At 71.7% G+C, this 15,103-nt stretch carries 16 protein-coding genes and 1 pseudogene; 6 read left to right on the top strand and 11 right to left on the bottom strand.

From position 1 onward, the window contains the following. Positions 1-108: 108 nt before the first annotated feature. The 5 genes and pseudogenes from ABT041_RS32645 to ABT041_RS32625 form a co-directional block, all read right to left on the bottom strand. A complete protein-coding gene (locus ABT041_RS32645) occupies positions 109-993 on the bottom strand; it encodes a geranyl diphosphate 2-C-methyltransferase (RefSeq protein WP_351191297.1) in 885 nt (294 codons plus the stop codon). Positions 994-1,007: 14 nt separating this feature from the next. Continuing rightward, a complete protein-coding gene (locus ABT041_RS32640) occupies positions 1,008-2,414 on the bottom strand; it encodes a family 2 encapsulin nanocompartment cargo protein terpene cyclase (RefSeq protein ID WP_351191295.1) in 1,407 nt (468 codons plus the stop codon). A gap of 97 nt (positions 2,415-2,511) precedes the next feature. Next, a complete protein-coding gene (locus ABT041_RS32635; protein WP_351191293.1) occupies positions 2,512-3,924 on the bottom strand; it encodes a family 2B encapsulin nanocompartment shell protein in 1,413 nt (470 codons plus the stop codon). A gap of 390 nt (positions 3,925-4,314) precedes the next feature. Continuing rightward, a complete protein-coding gene (locus ABT041_RS32630) occupies positions 4,315-4,659 on the bottom strand; it encodes a GNAT family N-acetyltransferase (protein WP_351191291.1) in 345 nt (114 codons plus the stop codon). Positions 4,660-4,710: 51 nt separating this feature from the next. After that, positions 4,711-4,883 (bottom strand): annotated as a pseudogene (locus ABT041_RS32625) (pirin family protein); the annotation flags it as partial. Between ABT041_RS32625 and ABT041_RS32620 the strand changes: the two are divergent. The 3 genes from ABT041_RS32620 (at position 4,867) to ABT041_RS32610 (ending at position 7,111) form a co-directional block, all read left to right on the top strand. Then, complete coding sequence (locus ABT041_RS32620; RefSeq protein WP_351191289.1) at positions 4,867-5,460, top strand: zinc-binding dehydrogenase; 594 nt, start codon at positions 4,867-4,869, stop codon at positions 5,458-5,460. The pseudogene ABT041_RS32625 and the gene ABT041_RS32620 overlap by 17 nt on opposite strands. After that, positions 5,460-6,398 (top strand): MurR/RpiR family transcriptional regulator, encoded by a 939-nt coding sequence (locus ABT041_RS32615; protein ID WP_502976638.1) that lies wholly within the window; start codon positions 5,460-5,462, stop codon positions 6,396-6,398. The genes ABT041_RS32620 and ABT041_RS32615 overlap by 1 nt, the downstream gene beginning before the upstream one ends. 326 nt (positions 6,399-6,724) lie before the next feature. Further along, entirely contained in the window at positions 6,725-7,111 is a 387-nt protein-coding gene (locus ABT041_RS32610) for a hypothetical protein (protein WP_351191285.1), read from the top strand. Positions 7,112-7,293: 182 nt separating this feature from the next. Here ABT041_RS32610 and ABT041_RS32605 read toward each other — a convergent pair whose 3' ends face one another. Beyond that, positions 7,294-8,217, bottom strand: coding sequence for a pirin family protein (locus ABT041_RS32605; RefSeq protein ID WP_351191283.1), 924 nt, complete (start codon positions 8,215-8,217; stop codon positions 7,294-7,296). 177 nt (positions 8,218-8,394) lie between these two features. On the opposite strand from ABT041_RS32605, the gene ABT041_RS32600 reads away from it, so the two are divergent. After that, positions 8,395-8,826 carry a carboxymuconolactone decarboxylase family protein gene (locus ABT041_RS32600; protein ID WP_351191307.1) on the top strand — a complete coding sequence of 144 codons (432 nt, stop codon included), beginning with the start codon at positions 8,395-8,397 and terminating at the stop codon, positions 8,824-8,826. A gap of 64 nt (positions 8,827-8,890) precedes the next feature. Here the strand turns inward: ABT041_RS32600 and ABT041_RS32595 are convergent, their stop codons facing one another. From ABT041_RS32595 to ABT041_RS32580, 4 genes are all read right to left on the bottom strand, one after another. Next, positions 8,891-9,196, bottom strand: coding sequence for a hypothetical protein (locus tag ABT041_RS32595; RefSeq protein ID WP_351191281.1), 306 nt, complete (start codon positions 9,194-9,196; stop codon positions 8,891-8,893). 178 nt (positions 9,197-9,374) lie between these two features. Next, complete coding sequence (locus ABT041_RS32590) at positions 9,375-11,558, bottom strand: TerD family protein (protein WP_351191279.1); 2,184 nt, start codon at positions 11,556-11,558, stop codon at positions 9,375-9,377. A gap of 65 nt (positions 11,559-11,623) precedes the next feature. Beyond that, positions 11,624-12,418, bottom strand: coding sequence for a polysaccharide deacetylase family protein (locus ABT041_RS32585; protein WP_351191277.1), 795 nt, complete (start codon positions 12,416-12,418; stop codon positions 11,624-11,626). A gap of 136 nt (positions 12,419-12,554) precedes the next feature. Continuing rightward, the gene (locus ABT041_RS32580) at positions 12,555-13,121 is read right to left on the bottom strand and encodes a DJ-1/PfpI/YhbO family deglycase/protease (RefSeq protein WP_351191275.1); all 567 of its coding nucleotides are present in this window, start codon (positions 13,119-13,121) and stop codon (positions 12,555-12,557) included. Between the two features lie 204 nt (positions 13,122-13,325). On the opposite strand from ABT041_RS32580, the gene ABT041_RS32575 reads away from it, so the two are divergent. Continuing rightward, a complete protein-coding gene (locus ABT041_RS32575; protein WP_351191273.1) occupies positions 13,326-13,481 on the top strand; it encodes a hydrophobic protein in 156 nt (51 codons plus the stop codon). A gap of 167 nt (positions 13,482-13,648) precedes the next feature. Here ABT041_RS32575 and ABT041_RS32570 read toward each other — a convergent pair whose 3' ends face one another. Continuing rightward, entirely contained in the window at positions 13,649-13,990 is a 342-nt protein-coding gene (locus ABT041_RS32570) for a DUF3040 domain-containing protein (protein ID WP_351191271.1), read from the bottom strand. A 187-nt stretch (positions 13,991-14,177) separates the two neighbouring features. On the opposite strand from ABT041_RS32570, the gene ABT041_RS32565 reads away from it, so the two are divergent. After that, complete coding sequence (locus ABT041_RS32565; RefSeq protein WP_351191269.1) at positions 14,178-15,101, top strand: SigB/SigF/SigG family RNA polymerase sigma factor; 924 nt, start codon at positions 14,178-14,180, stop codon at positions 15,099-15,101. The last annotated feature ends 2 nt before the right edge of the window (positions 15,102-15,103 follow it).

The following is a 15,103-nucleotide window of genomic DNA, read 5'->3' as shown; positions in this document are numbered from 1 at the left end:
GGCTTGTCGGCACCCGCGTCGAGCACCCGCACGACCACACGGCCCTCGGGGAAGGCCTCCAGAACCTTGCGGTACGCCTCGACCTGCCTCTTCCGTACCGTCGTCGGGTCAGACGCGGTCGGCCGCGATCAGGACGTACTGGAAGGAGCCGTCCTTGTACGACTCGATGAACGCCTCCTCGATGCCGGTGACCAGCGAGGACGTGGCCCGCAGCTCCCAGTAGGGCAGGGTGTCCGGCGTCAGGTCGATGACCGCCTGCGGGACGAGGCGGTTGTCGGCCATCGCGCGCAGGTACTCACGGCGCGAGTGGATGTTGCACTCGAAGTGCGCGTTGATCTGCGAGACCCACTTCGAGGGCTGGCCGTACTTCGGGTTCCAGCAGCCGGTGATGGTCACGTAGCGGCCGCCGACCCGGAGGAAGCGGGAGTGCTCGGCGAACAGGTCGTCCAGGTCGACGTACATGCTCGACTCGTTGTTCCACGAGGCGGCGATGCTGCCCTTCTCGAAGGGGGTGTCCAGCATGTTGCAGACCTGGGCGTGGACGTGGTCCTCGATGCCCAGCTCCTTGGCCCGCTTGTTGCCGAACTCGGCCTGCGTGGAGGAGAGGGTCACGCCCTCGACCTTGCAGCCGAAGCGCTGGTGGGCCATCACGCTCGAACCGCCGCGGCCGCAGCCCGCGTCGACGAGGGTGTCCTCGCGGCCGATCGGGCCCAGGTGGTCCAGGAGCACCTCGGCCTGCGCCGACTCGAGCCGGTGCAGCTCGGTGATCAGCTTCTTCTCGTACTCGCTGTCCTCGACGTCCCCAAGGGCGGCGTGGTCGACGGCGCCGATGCCGTAGTGGTGGTGGTACAGCCCGTCGACGTCACCGAGGCGCAGGTTCACGGGCCTGGCCTCGGCGTTCCAGTAACGGGCGATGTCTCCCTGGTACGGCGTCGCCGGGCCGGGGACGAACGCGGAGGTGCCGTTGACGGTGGGGAGCTCGGTGTTGGTCACAGATGAAATCCTTCTTACCAGAAATCGGGCAGGCTGTAGCGGTACGTATTGGTCTGGTGCCAGTAGTGGTTGCCGTCCACCCACACGGCCACGCCCTTCAGGAAGCGGAGCACGCTCGGGACGGGGCAGACGGCGGCCAGTTCGGCGGACGCGGCCTCGAAGTCGCGCATGAGGTCGTTGTGGACCTCGACCGCCTTCAGGTACCCGTCCTTCTCCGAGAGGTTCTCCCGGTCGGCGAGCACCACGGGCAGGTTCAAATGCCGTCCGGGGCTGGCGAGTTCCTTGGTGTACGAGTACAGGTCGTTCACGATGGTGCAGGCGTTTCCGGCGAGCGCCAGGACCCGCTGCATGGCCGGCTGGGCGTGCAGATCGGCGGGGAGTTCGTAGCCGCCGACGGTGTCGGTGATCGTGGGACACGGCCGGAAGTTGTTGAACTGCCGCATCACCAGGTACTCCCACACCTCCGGCGTGTGGTCCGTCTCGGCCCACGCGCCCTCGGCGAGGTAGCCCAGGTGCAGCCGGGCCATGTCGTGCCGGAACCGGTCGGCCTGGGAGGGGGTCGCCTGGCGGACGAAGTACTCCATGGCGGAGCGGTAGGCGCGCCGGGGCGCGTCCGCGTGGAGCGACTCCGCCCACTGCGGCTGGTACTCCGCCGTCGAGTACAGCGGGTCCAGGGCCGTGTGCGCGAGGAGGAGGCGTCCGCCCAGACCGATGGGCGAACCGCCGTGGTCCTCGCAGTAGATGTCGTCGACGGCGTTCTCGGCGACCATCAGCCGGGTGGCGACCATGAGGTGCTCGACGGTCGGGGCGTCGGGGTGGCAGGCCACCATGTAGCGCCCCACGGAGAACCCGTCGAACTGGCCCTCCCAGTCCTCGGGGAACAGCTGGACCTCGTCGACCGCCCACGACTTGATCCGGAGGCTGACCTCCTCCACCCGCACCGGGTCGGGCTCCGGCACCGGATGCCAGTAGAGCCCCGGGATGATCAGGGCGTCCGCCGGCGCCGCGACGGGCGCCACCGGGGATGCCGGGGACTCCGGGCGCGCGGCCAGGGACAGCCCTGCCGTGCCCAGGCCGCTGGGACCGCGCGGCACCCAGCCCGGATCGGGCGGGGACGCCGGGGCCACGGCGCTGGGACCGACCGCAGGAGCCGCGGTCGGGGTCGCGGTGAGGGCCGCGGCGGGGAGGCCGGTGGGCAGTCCGGCGGGGATCCCGGCCGGCGCCCCGGTCGGGGCTTCCGGGCGGGAAGCCGCCGGTACGGCCGGTGTGTCGGTGGGGAGTTGCTGCACCGCCGGCGCTTCGGTGGGGAGTTGCGGTACGGCGTGGCCGTGGGCCGCCGCGTCGGCGAGGACTCGGGCGGTGAACGAGGCCGCGGCGCCGGGCAGGCTGGACTGCAGAGGGGAAGGCCCGGGATCGGGCATCCGTGACTCCTTGGAGAGGTGGGTGGGCCGTCCCGGATTCCGGGCACGCGGACCCGGCCCGGATGGTCCGGGTGGTGGTGGCCTGCGGGTTGGGGCCCTAGTCGCGCCTGCGCGCGATCTGCACGTTCTCCAGTACGCCGAGCGCGTTCGGGACCAGGACGGCGGCGGAGTAGTACGTCGTGACGAGGTACGACATGATCGCCTGCTCGCTGATGCCCATGAACCGCACCGAGAGGCCCGGCTCGTACTCCTCGGGGAGTCCGGTCTGGCGCAGACCGATGACGCCCTGGTTGTCCTCGCCGAGACGCATGGCGAGGATCGAGCTGGTGTTCTCCTTGCTGATGGGGATCTTGTTGCAGGGCAGGATCGGGACCCCGCGCCAGGCCGGGACCTCGTGCCCGTGGAGGGTGATGGTGTCCGGGTAGAGCCCGGCACGGTTCCACTCGCGGCCGATCGCCGCGATCGTCCGGGGGTGGGCGAGGAAGAGCTTGGTGCTGCGGCGGCGGCAGAGGAGCTCGTCGAGGTCGTCCGGGGTGGGCGGGCCGGAGTGCGGCTGGATCCGCTGCTTGAAGTCGGCGTTGTGCAGCAGGCCGAACTCCGGGTTGTTGATCAGCTCGTGCTCCTGGCGCTCGCGCAGCGCCTCGATGGTGAGCCTGAGCTGCTCCTCCGTCTGGTTCATCGGCCCGTTGTAGAGGTCGGCGACCCGGGTGTGGACCTTCAGGACGGTCTGGGCGACGGAGAGTTCGTACTCGCGCGGCTTGAGCTCGTAGTCGACGAAGGCGCCGGGGATGTCGGCCTCGCCCTTGTGGCCGGCGGACATCGCGATCTCGGCCTCGCCGTACTTGTTCTGCCGCTGGTCCGGCAGCGAGCTGAAGTCCCGGATGTGGGCCTGGAGGCTCGGCGCCGAGGAGAGGATGCTCGCGAAGTCGGCGCGGGAGAGGGTGAGCAGGGTGCCGGAGGTATCGGCGGTCGCGGTGTAGTCCCAGCCGGCGTCGCCGTCGAGCAGGGCGTTCTCACCGAAGCGGTCGCCGTCGGCGAGCGTGGCGACCGCGACCTCGTCGCCGTACTTGCCGACGGAGGTCTGGTTGACGCGGCCGTGGGCGATGAGGTGGATCTGCTCGGCGGGCGCACCGCGCTGGACGAGGACCTCGCCGGCGCTGAAGTCGCGCTGAACGCACCGGTCGGCGAGGGCGTTCAGCACGTCGACGTCCTCGAAGCCGCGCAGCAGGGCGAGTTCGCCGAGTTCGCGGGGGATGACGCGGACGCGGGAGCCGTCCTGGACGAACTCGATGCGTCCGTCGCCGACCGTGTAGCTCAGGCGGCGGTTCACCCGGTAGGCGCCGCCCTTGGTCTCCACCCAGGGGAGCATCCGCAGCAGCCAGCGGGAGCTGATCTCCTGCATCTGGGGGGCGGACTTGGTCGTGGTGGCGAGGTTGCGGGCGGCCGCGGTGCTCAGACTGGACTGCCGGGGCGGCTCCAGCTGTACGTCCGGGCGGTCGTCAACGGTCATCGAGCGAGCTCTCCTTCGCAAGGGCGGCGATCGGCGCTCGGGCGCGCCGAAATCCGGTGAAAGAAGGTGAAAGGGGGCGAAGATCTGGGAATCGGTCCAGATCTCGGGTTGGACAGTAACGGCCGTCGCGCCCGCCTCGCTCGAAGAGTCCGAGGGCATTACCTCCTTGCAGTGATCTTGCTCGAAACGATGTTTATCTCTGTCACCAGCGGCTTTCCGGCCAACCGATCGAGAGTCGGCCAGCTGCGCGCGGCGGCCCCGCCGGTTCGGTCGCCCGTTCGACCCCTCCGGCCCGGGGGGCGCACGGGCCCGGTCGCGCGCAACTGGCCATACGGGGGAAGCGTTCGCCTCCGCGTGCGTCGTGTTGACGGGCGGCCGCTCCGGGGAGGGTCAGCGGCGCAGCTGTCCGTCGAGCCACTCGCGGATCTCGGGCGTCACCGGGTCGGTGATGTCGGCGAACTCCTCGTGCTTCTTCAGGAACTTCGCCACGTAGGGGCAGACGGGGACGATGCGCATCCCGGAGGCGCGGACGTCGGTGAGGGCCTGCTCGACGAGGATCCCGGCGAGGCCCTGGCCCGCGTAGGCCTCGTCGACCTCGGTGTGGAAGAAGACGCGCTGTGCGTCACGGTCGCGGTAGGCGGTCAGCCCGGCGCGCTCGCCGTCGACGAGGATCTCGTACCGGTGGCGGGGGTCCACGCGCCGGACGACGGGGGCGGTGGCGGTCTGCTCGGTCATCGGGAGTGCCTTTCGCATGGGGTGGGGTCGGAAACGGGGAACGGTCGCGGGTCAGCGGCGCGCGGGGTTCTTGCGCGGTGCGATGCGGGCGTTGGTGAGGGCGGGGGCGGGGAGGCGGTCACCGGGGCAGCCGGCGACCTCGCCGAAGCGGTCGGAGGCCTTCCCCCCTCCTCCCGGGCCTCGACGAAGTCCTCGTGGCTGCGGCCGATGAAGTTCCACCACAACCCACGCGGACAGCGCATCATCGCAGGTCAGCGACCCATACGCCAGGCAGGGGCCAGCCAAAAGTCCCGCGACGCCGCCCTCCCCCCGGCGGCCTTCGACGGCGCCGTCGATGCAGCCGTGCTCGGCGAAGCGACCCTCGCGCCGGTCCGCGACGCAGGCGCCTACGTCGGCGTGTGGCCCGGCCAGGAACCGGCGCCCGAACGCGACATCCGCGTCAACGCCCGGGACGTACGCGCTGACGGCACGCGGCTCGCCGAACTGTCCCGACTGACCGACCAGGGCATCGCGCCGGCCCGCATCGCCCGTACCTTCCCTCTCGCGGACGCCGCCGCGGCCCACGCGCGCCTGACCCAGGGGGGGCATGCGCGGGCGACTCGTCATCGTGCCGTGAACCGCTCGCCCACAGCGTGTGCCGGCGAGGGTTCCGGCGGCCACCGTGCCGGTCCGAACGAGGCCTGGCGCGCCCTGGCGGGAACCCCCGGGCGCCTGCGGGCCGTCACGAACGCAGCCGGCAGGGACGATCACGGCGTGCTGATCATCCGGTCGCCGAGCGTGGACTATGTTGGACACGAGTGATGAGAGAGGGAGGTCGCCGGGTGTCCTTGAGCCAGCACGCGCGAGCGCAGGCGGCCGCAATCACACCGGGTGGAGCCTCGCCGGGGCAGGAGAAGACGCCCTCCGACCAGTTGCTGGCGCTCTTCGACGGGCACCGGCTCTCCCCCGGCCAGCGGCGGATCGCCCAGTATCTGGTGGATCACCTCACCGAGGCCGCGTTCCTCTCGATCACGGAGCTCGCCGAGCGGGTCGGGGTCAGCCAGCCCTCGGTGACCCGCTTCGCGGTGTCCCTCGGGTTCACCGGGTACCCCGCCCTGCGCGAGGCGCTTCAGCCGATCGCCCTGAGCGCGGTGGCGGGCGTTCCGGGCAGCCGCGAGCAGTTGCGGCGCAACGAACTGCAGGCCGCCGTCGACGCCGAGATCCAGAACCTGGAGAACGTCCGGCGACTCCTCGCCGACACCGACCACGTCCTGGAGATCGGCCGCGAACTGGCCGACTCGGTGCCCCTGACCGTCCTCGGCCTACGCATCTCGGTGTCCCTCGCGGAGTACTTCGCCTACGCCGCCCGCCGCATCCATCCCGACGTCCGCGTGGTGACCCGCGGCGGCAGCGTCGCCTACGACGCACTGCTGCAGGCCCGGGCGGCCGGCGGCGGCTGGGTACTGGCCTTCGCGATGCCCCGGCACGCCAAGGAGACGCTGGTCGCGCTACGGGCTGCCCGGAGCACCGGCCTGCGCGTCGCGCTGATCACGGACCCCACCGTCGGTCCGCTCGTCGAGGAGGCGGATGTGGTGCTGACCGCCGGGACCGGTTCGCGGCTCGTCTTCGACTCGTACGCCGCCCCCGGCATGATCTCCGCCGCCTTGCTCCAGGCCATGGCGGACGCCCGTCCGGAGCGGACCCAGGCTCGGCTCGAACAGTACGAGCAGGCCGCTGACCAGCACGGATTCTTCCTCTAGGGGGAACCGGACCGGGCTTCACCCGCCCCGCCCACACCGGGGCCATTCAGCCTTCTCCATGCATGAAATTTTTCATACGCTTGCATACTCGTCGGTATATATATTTACTGACGCGGTGTTCCGGATCCCCGAGGCCGGGAAGGACGACCCCACGTCCTCTTCGAACAGCCACCCGATGGGCCGCCCCCTCCTCCTTGGCGCCACCGGGTGATGGGCAGGGCTCTCGGATCCTGTGGAACGCACGGCGGCCTCGGTCAACCCCAGGACCGAGGCCGCCCCCACCATTGTCTCGATCAGAGTTTCGACACCCCTCGGAAGTGACGAGAATGTCCCAGACGGCCACCCTCACGCGCAGCCCGGACTGGCCACTCCAGGTCAAGGCCCCCGGCATGCCCGACTGGGAACGCACCGCCACCCAGTGGCTGCGCAATCTCCTCCCGGCCCGCTATGGCGGCTACCTGCCGCTCACCCGTCACCCCGTCCTCCTCACCCGGCACGTCCAGCTGCAGCTCGAACACGAGACGCGCGCGGTGCGCTCGGCCCTGCGCACCAGCAGGGCCGAGCTGCCCGCGTTGGGCGTGGCCGAGTCGGTCATCGAGAAGACGATCAGGATGTACGCCGTCGAGCTCGAACAGCTCGCCCGCCTCTCCCGCGGCGTCCGCCTGGTCTCCGAGGCGCTGCTCATGGACTCCCCGGCCCCGCGCAGGCGCTGACCCGGCCGGAACGTCGCGCGGGGCTCGCGCACGGCCCCAGCGGGCCCGGACCGGCCTGGACCGAGCCGGGGCCGGGCGGGTCTCATCGTGCTCGGCGCCGAGTACGTCGGCGATGCCGTCCGTGGTCTGACAGAGACCGAGCGCCTCCGCCCCCATGTCGGCTCAGCAGAGGAAATCCCAGGTCAGCGGCGCGCCGGGTTCTTGCGGGGTGCGATGCGGGCGTTGGGGAGGGTGGGGGCCGGGAGGCGGTCGCCGGGGTAGCCGGCGACCTCGCCGAAGCGGTCGGAGGCCTTCTCCCAGTCCTCGCGGGCCTCGACGATGTCCTCGTGGCTGCGGCCGATGAAGTTCCACCACATGACGATCTCCTCCTCGAACGGGGTTCCGCCCAGCAGGACCGCGCGGGCGGGGGCGTCCGTCTCGTTCGTCAGGGTCAGGCTGTCGGCCCCGGTGGGGGCGTACCCGAGTTCGGCGGGGCGCAGGAGCGTGCCGGCGAGGCCGATCTCGCCCGCGTCGACGAGCAGGCCGTGTTCGAAGGCGGGGTCCGTGGGCAGGGTGACGGTCGCGCCCGGGTCGATGAGGAGTTCGGCGCCGAGGAGCGGTGTGAAGGTGCGGACCGGAGAGGTCGAGCCGGCGAGCGAGCCGAGGAAGACCCGGAGGTCCGCCCCGTCGACGCGGACGGTCCCGGGGGCGTAGTGCTGGAAGTCCCGGGCGGTGTCGCGGTGCTCCTCGGGGAGGGCCACCCACAGCTGGACGCCGTGCAGGACGGTGGTGCGGGCGGTGGAGACCTCGGTGTGGCTGATGCCGTGGCCGCCGGTCATGAGGTTCAGCTCGCCGGGCCGTACGTACGCGTGGCTGCCCAGGCTGTCGCGGTGCTCGATCTCGCCGCTGAACAGCCAGCTCACGGTCTGCAGCCCGATGTGCGGGTGCGGCGCGACGTCCATGCCGCCGGACTCGGCGACGTCGTCGGGGCCGTAGTGGTCGGCGAAGCACCAGGCCCCGATCAGCGTGCGGGCCCGCTGCGGGAGCGTACGCCGTACGGTCATGGCGCGCGGTCCGCCCAGCGGGACGTCCCGCGCGGTCAGGACCTCGATCTCCGTGGTACTCATTGCCGACCCCTCCATGGAAGTAGTTCCATTTTCAACAATCATGGACGATGATAGCCCCTGCGACAGTGACACGCACGGTCGGCGGACGAGGCATCGGCCCTCGGGAAGGAGCGCACGGTGAGCGACACGACAGGAGCCCCCGCGGACGGGCGCGTCTATGTCGACAAGCAGAGCCCCATGGCCTACCACGCCCTGGTCCAGACGGCCGAGGCGGTCCGCGCGACGGCCGCGGACGCGGGGCTCGACCGCCTCCTGGTGGAGCTCGTCAACCTCCGTGTGTCCCAGATCAACGGCTGCGCGTACTGCCTCGACGTGCACACCCGGGCCGCCCTGCGCGCCGGCGAGACGACCCGCCGCCTGGGCGTCCTCGCCGCCTGGCGCGACACCGCCCTCTTCACGGCACGGGAGCGCGCGGCCCTGGCCCTGGCGGAGGCGACCACCTCCCCCGCCGACGCCCTCGCGCAGGAACGCGCCTACGCGGAGGCGCGCCGCTCGCTGAACGAGGACGAGATCTCCGCGGTGATCTGGGTGGCGATCACCATCAACGCCTTCAACCGGGTCTCGATCCTCAGCAAGCACCCCGTACGGGAGGCCTCCCCCAAGGCCTGACGCGGCGAAGGTCCGGTGCCTTCGGGGCACCGGACCTTCGCGTCGGGAGGGCTTGTCGGGTCGGTCAGGTGGAGATCTCCGGGAGCACCCCGGTGGCGGGCGCCGCCAGGTCGGTCAGCTGCCGCAGCTGCCCCAGTTCGTTCACCCGGCTGAGGCCGCTCAGCTGCTCGGCGATGCCGGGGAACCGGCCCCGGGACTCCTCCGGGATGCCGGTCATGGTGAGGGCGTCGAGCTCGCTGACCGGGTTCACCTTGGGTCCGAGCGGTCCGGTGGTGTCGGCGGCGGTCGCGGCGGACGCCGCGGAGGCGCCGAGACACGAGAAGGCGGCGGCGACGGCGAGGATCGAGGAGATGCGTCGTGTTGAGGTCACACCCTCACAACGGGCGTGCCTGCCGTGGGACACGGCCCGCCCCCGCTCTCGACGGTTCTCACCGTCCGAACGGGGGGTCCCGCCTTCGAAGCAGAGGGGCGAGGAAAGCGAAGAGGCTATGTCGATGGGTTTCGAGAAGGAAGCCCCTTCATGGCCTCGCCCGGGATCACCGTAGCAGTCAGGCCGGGATCAGGTCGCGCAGGTTTTCGGGAGTGAGGACCCGGGAGCCCGGCGGCAGTCCGGCGGGCCGCTCCAGACCGATGTACGTGACCGGCCCCTCGGGCAGCGTCGAGCCGTCCCACCAGGTCGTGGTGGTGGCGTCGGCGCCCATCAGACCGACGAGGTGGCGGACCGTCAGCGGGGTGCGGGCGAGCAGACCCCGCAGCAGGACCGCGACCGACACCCGGTTCTCCTCGACCCGGTTCGCCGACGGGTTGCCCCGCAGGTACACGTGCAGCCACCGCGCGCGCCAGCCGCCGTCCTCGCCCCGCTCGAAGGCGAGCGGCAGCGCGACCCGGCCGGGACCGCGCAGTTCGGACTTCGTCCGGACCGTGCGCGGCTCGAACGGGCGGCCCTTCTGCTCGCTCTCGCGCAGCATGAAGCCGAAGAACGACTCCTCGACCTCCTCGAAGCCCTCGCCGTCGTAGATGTTCACCTGCGGGACGATGTAGCTGCCGCGGACCGAGTCGAGCCGGAGGTCGATGAACTCCGAGGCGCCCTCGGGCGCGTCGGTGATGTCGCCGGAGTGCCGGCCCGCGACGTCGGTGAGGGCCGTGTACGACAGCCAGGTGACGGTCTCGTAGTCCTCGTCGAGGACCAGCGCCGACAGGTCGTAGTCCGTGCACTCCGCGGTCTGCTTCCAGTACGTGAAGAAGCGCAGCAGCCGGCCCTCGACCGGCGAGACGGAGCCGCGCGGCAGGACACCGATTCCGGCCGCGGTCGCCCGGCCGCTGAGCGGGAGCGCCACGTCGAGGACGGCCGGGTCGACGAGCAGGTGTCCCGGGGCGGGGAGCCTGCGCCGGGTCTCGGCGTCGAGGACGGCGCACAGCCGCTCGCGCACCTGGGGCGGCAGGGGCGGGCGGGTGTCCGGGGTGACCCAGGCGGCGCCGACCCGGTTGACGAAGACCCGCCGCTCCCCCGCCGCCCTCCTGCGGTTCTGGACGTGCTCGCGGAGGGAGAGGAGGACCCGGCCGGAGACCCGGGGGACAGAGCTCTCGAACGCGGCGAGGACGGCGTCGCGCTCCTCCGGTCCGTCCGCCGCGCGCAGCAGCCGGTCCAGGGCGCGCAGCAGCCTGCCCGGGGCGGACGTGAGGAGTCCGGCGGCGCCGGTGACGTCGCCGCGGCCGAGGAGTTCCTCGACGCGGCTGTCGAAGGAGGGCACCTTCTTCTCGCCCCGGGCCACGGCGAAGACCTCGGCGGCACCCGGCCACCTCGGGTACGCGTGCGGGTGCAGCCGCTCGCCGAGGCGCTTCCACGCCTCGCGGTGCGCGGCGACGTCGGCGAGCTTCCCGGGGGATTCGGCGACGACGGCGTCGAGGGCGCCGAGCAGGGCGCGGCGGACGGGGCGGGACGGCGCGCGGAACCGGGTGGGCTCGCGCAGGGCGACGTCTCCGTCGGAGAGGGCGCAGGCCAGGCGCAGGACGTCGGTGACGGTGTCCACGAGGAGGGGCGCGCCCGCGTCGAGACGGGCCCGGTTGACGACGGCGCGGTGCTCCCGGATCGGGATCGCCTCGGGTTGGGGCCCGCCGACCCGGTGCGCGGCGAGGAGCGCGAGGTCGTTCAGGTGCTCGTCGCCGAGCGGCGTGGTGCTTCCGGCCAGGGACAGATAGAGGGCGGTGGCCTCCTCGTCGAGGGTGCCGCCGCGGTGCAGGACCGTCATGCGGTCGCCCGCCGCGGCGATCAGTTCGTCGTGCGCGGCGAGCATCTCCTCGTACGTGTGGCGGTAGACGCCGTACGACGGGAGGGTGAGGAGGTCGAGCACGCCGGCGCGCAGCCGCTGCAGGACCCCGGGGCGCACGGTGTCGTCGTCGAGTGCCTCGGAGACGCAGCGCGTCCAGAAGTCGAAGGTGTCGGGCACGTTGTCCGGGAAGTCGACGAAGTACACGTTGTGGCGGACGTGGTCGCCGACGATCTCGCGCACGGTGTCGAGGGTGCGGCCGGCGACGGCGAGGACCGTCTCCTCCGGCAGCGGGGACAGCGCTTCGAGCGCTCCGGCCGACAGCTTGAACCCGACCGACATCAGGGCGGCGTCGAACCGCCGCGCCGCGACGTCGCCGGCTCCGGCCCCGGCCCCGGCGGTTGCCGCGGGGACGGGAAGACGAAGGGTGTGCCGGACGATCAGACGTTCGAGAGCGTGGAGCATTCCGGCATGCTGTCATCCCCGCACGGCCCGGTGCACACGGATATCGGGCCGTGCGGTGGACGGACTCAGGGCGTGGTACGGACCGGGAAGCTGAAGGCGTGTCCGTTCTCCTTGAGCCACGGCAGCACCTGCCGCAGGGCCGCGACGGTCTGGGCGCGGTCGCCGCCGCCGTCGTGGAAGAGGATCGTGGGCCCGTTGGAGAGCTCGTTCTTGACGGTGTTCACGATCGAGGCCGTGCCCGGCTGCTCGAAGTCCTTCGTGTCCACGTTCCAGCCGAGCGGCCGCATCCCCGCGGCGGCGGCCATCCGCCGGCTGTCCGGGGTGAACGCGCCGCCGGGCGCCCGGTAGTACTCGACCGTCGCTCCCCCGGAGGCTTCCTCGATCATCTTCTTCGCGTCGAAGATCTCCTTCTTCTGGTACGCGACGGACTTCTTGTCCATCGTCGTGTCGTGGGACACGGTGTGGTCGCAGAGCTTGTGGCCCTCCGCCACGACCCGCTTGACGATGTCGGGGTGCTGCTTGGCCATCGGGCCGACCATGCAGAACACGGCCTTGACGTCGTTCTGCTTGAGGATGTCGAGCATCTGGGGCGTCCAGCGCGGGTCGGGGCCGTCGTCGATGGTGATGTTCACGGCCGAGCCCCCGGCCTCGGCGGCGTGCGCGATGCTCTCGGGCACCTTCTGCGGCCGCACCTTCGCCGGCTCCTTCGCCTTCCCGTCCGGCGACTGCGCGCTCGGCGCGCTCCCGTTCCTGGCGGCGGCCTCGTTGTCCATCAGCGCCGCGGCACCCCACACCGCCAGGCTCAGTCCCACTGCCGAAGCCACCACGGCTATGTGCGCGGTGTACTTGCCCTGCCCCATGGATTCCCCACTCCCCGTCGGTTCCGACCCTCTCCCTGGTGAGAGGACGGTACGAGGAGCTGGAAGGTTTCACCGAATCCCGACCAACTGGCGGGACGAGGGGGCGGTGGTGGGGGCGCGGTCCGCTGACCGCCGCTCAGCTTCCGTCGAGGGCGCGGACTATGGCCGCCGCGAAGGCGTCGATGTCACGCGGTGTGCGGGAGGTGATCAGCGGGTGGGGTCCTGAGGTGTCCACGACGACCTCGCGGTCGTGCCAGGTGCCTCCGGCGTTCTCCAGGTCGGGCCGGAGCGAGGGGTACGAGGTCAGTTCGCGGCCCTTGGCGAGCCCGCTGTCGACCAGGAGCCATGGTCCGTGGCAGATGGCGGCCACCGGTTTGCCGGCCTCGGCGAAGGCCGAGACGAGGCGGCGCGCGTCGGCGTCGGTCCGCAGGCTGTCGGCGTTCAGGGTGCCGCCCGGCACGATCACCGCGTCGTACGCGTCCTCCTCGGCCTCGGCGAGGGTCGTGTCCGGCTGGACCTCGGCGCCGGGCCGGCGGTCGGAGACGAGCGTCCGTACGACCTCGTCCTTCTGTGCGGCGACCGTGACCCGGGCTCCGTTCTCCCGCAGCACGGCCATCGGCTTGCGCAGCTCGTCCTGCTCCGTCCCGTAGTTCGTGGTGAGGACGAGGACATGCTGTCCGTCGAGCTTTCCGTCGGGCGACACGATGTGTCTCCTCTCCGGTGTCGTGGCCCCCCGTCACTGGTGCGCCTCACCCCGCACGGGATGCCTCAAACCTCGCGTCCCGTCCCGCCTCGGTGTCCGGCCAAGGGGCGCGCATGTTCTCGGGAGAAGGGGGCAACCGCGCTGATGTCCAGTCCCCGTGCCGGCACCGACCGGCCGGGCCGCGCAGGCAGCGGAGGTGCCGCCATGGTTCCCCTTCTTCTCGTACTCCTCGTGATTCTGATCCTGTTCGGCGCGGGATTCGCCGTCGAGGTCCTCTGGTACATCGCCATCGCCGTCCTGGTGCTGTGGCTGCTCGGCTTCCTGATGAGGAGCGGCAACAGCCGCTGGTACCGCTGGTGAGGGCCACCTGACCCGGACGTCACGAGCCGCCGCCCCGGAAGCTGTCCGGGGCGGCGTCGTGTGCGGTGGGGTTGTCGCGTGCGGTGGTGTGTCGTGTGCGGCGGTGTGTCGTGTGCGGCGCCCGGGGAGGACCGGAGCACGTCGTCTCCGGGCCGGAGCCCGGTGGCTCACTCCTTCTTCCGTGCTTCCGCCGTCCGGCGCCGTGTCCAGCGGACGACCAGGATCAGCGTGGTCAGGAGGGTCAGCACCCACACGCCGGCGAACGCCCATATGAGCGCCGGCGCCTCGGTGGCGACGGCGAGAACGAGCAGAGCCAGCGTCGTGGCGCCCAGAGCGGCGACCCCGAGGGAGGGAAGGTGGCGGCCGAGTCCGGCGGCCGAGGGCAGGTGCGGGCGAGGAACGCGCCGCATCGTGCGCAGCCGGCGCGCGAGCGACTCGTCCCGGTCCAGTTCTTCCTCGATCTCCGCCAGAACGCGCCGCTCATGTGCCGAGAGGTTGGCCTCGTCCATCGCGGACACCTCCTCCCGATCCCCGCGGCCCGGCGCGAGCGCGCCGTCATTCTGCGGTTTCCCCGAGGAACTGTGTCAAACCACCCGAAGACGGGCATCCTTACCTCAGGACGCTCGACCGACGGACCCCCGCCACCGCCCTCGCGGGCCGCGACGCAGGCCCCTCGCCCCCGTCGAAGGAGCCCCCATGTCCACCGCCGGAGACCGCTCCGACCGCTTCCCCACCACGACCACCACCCCCCGCCACGGGGCCGGGGTGAGCACGGCCTCCACCGGCGCCGCGACGCGCCGCCGGGCGCTGGACGGGCTCCCCGAGCCGGCCCGGCCGACGGCCGTCTCCACGGACGACGCCCGGACCCTGTCCGTGGCGCTGTTCGGACGACTGCGAGCGCTGGACGAGGGGACGCCGGAGTACGCGTACGTCCGCAACACCCTGGTGGAGCTGAACCTCAGCCTGGTCAAGTTCGCGGCCCGGCGGTTCCGTAACCGCGCCGAGCCCGTCGAGGACATCGTCCAGGTCGGCACGATCGGCCTGATCAAGGCGATCAACCGCTTCGACCCCGACCGCGCCGTCGACTTCTCCGCGTTCGCCCTCCCGACGATCGTCGGCGAGATGAAGCGGTTCTTCCGGGACACCAGCTGGGCCGTGCGCGTCCCGCGCCGGCTCCAGGAGCTCCGGATCGACCTCGCGAAGGCCGCCGACGCCCTGGAGCAGAACCTCGGCCGCCGTCCCAGCCGGGCGGAGCTCGCCGCGGAGCTGCACCTCACGGAGGAGGAGGTCGCCGAGGGCCAGCTCGCGGCCCACGGCTACGCGGCCCGGTCCCTGGACGTCCCCGCCGGCGACGAGGACTCCGCCCCCGGTGCGAGCCCGCGTGACCTGGCCGACTCGGAACCCTCCTACGAACTGATCGAGTCGCTCACGGCACTGCGGCCCCTGCTCGCCCGGCTCGACGACCGCGACCGCCGCATCCTGGAGCTCCGCTTCGGCGAGGAACTCACCCAGGCGGAGATAGGCGACCGGATCGGCCTCTCCCAGATGCACGTCTCACGGCTGCTGACCCGCATCCTCGGCGACCTCAAGGACGGCCTCCTCCAGGACAGGGCCCCCTGACG

It is taken from the genome of Streptomyces sp. NPDC002825 (assembly GCF_040295385.1).
Taxonomy (GTDB): Bacteria; Actinomycetota; Actinomycetes; order Streptomycetales; family Streptomycetaceae; genus Streptomyces.
This window is presented reverse-complemented; position numbering and strand designations above follow the sequence as displayed.

Bases quoted from the DNA above. Each gene is read 5' to 3' on its own strand.
- ABT041_RS32640 (WP_351191295.1), bottom strand. From the start codon at position 2,414: ATGCCCGATCCCGGGCCTTCCCCTCTGCAGTCCAGCCTGCCCGGCGCC.
- ABT041_RS32635 (WP_351191293.1), bottom strand. From the start codon at position 3,924: ATGACCGTTGACGACCGCCCGGACGTACAGCTGGAGCCGCCCCGGCAG.
- ABT041_RS32630 (WP_351191291.1), bottom strand. From the start codon at position 4,659: ATGACCGAGCAGACCGCCACCGCCCCCGTCGTCCGGCGCGTGGACCCC.
- ABT041_RS32620 (WP_351191289.1), top strand. From the start codon at position 4,867: ATGAAGTTCCACCACAACCCACGCGGACAGCGCATCATCGCAGGTCAG.
- ABT041_RS32615 (WP_502976638.1), top strand. From the start codon at position 5,460: ATGAGAGAGGGAGGTCGCCGGGTGTCCTTGAGCCAGCACGCGCGAGCG.
- ABT041_RS32610 (WP_351191285.1), top strand. From the start codon at position 6,725: ATGTCCCAGACGGCCACCCTCACGCGCAGCCCGGACTGGCCACTCCAG.
- ABT041_RS32605 (WP_351191283.1), bottom strand. From the start codon at position 8,217: ATGAGTACCACGGAGATCGAGGTCCTGACCGCGCGGGACGTCCCGCTG.
- ABT041_RS32600 (WP_351191307.1), top strand. From the start codon at position 8,395: ATGGCCTACCACGCCCTGGTCCAGACGGCCGAGGCGGTCCGCGCGACG.
- ABT041_RS32590 (WP_351191279.1), bottom strand. From the start codon at position 11,558: ATGCTCCACGCTCTCGAACGTCTGATCGTCCGGCACACCCTTCGTCTT.
- ABT041_RS32585 (WP_351191277.1), bottom strand. From the start codon at position 12,418: ATGGGGCAGGGCAAGTACACCGCGCACATAGCCGTGGTGGCTTCGGCA.
- ABT041_RS32575 (WP_351191273.1), top strand. From the start codon at position 13,326: ATGGTTCCCCTTCTTCTCGTACTCCTCGTGATTCTGATCCTGTTCGGC.
- ABT041_RS32570 (WP_351191271.1), bottom strand. From the start codon at position 13,990: ATGGACGAGGCCAACCTCTCGGCACATGAGCGGCGCGTTCTGGCGGAG.
- ABT041_RS32565 (WP_351191269.1), top strand. From the start codon at position 14,178: ATGTCCACCGCCGGAGACCGCTCCGACCGCTTCCCCACCACGACCACC.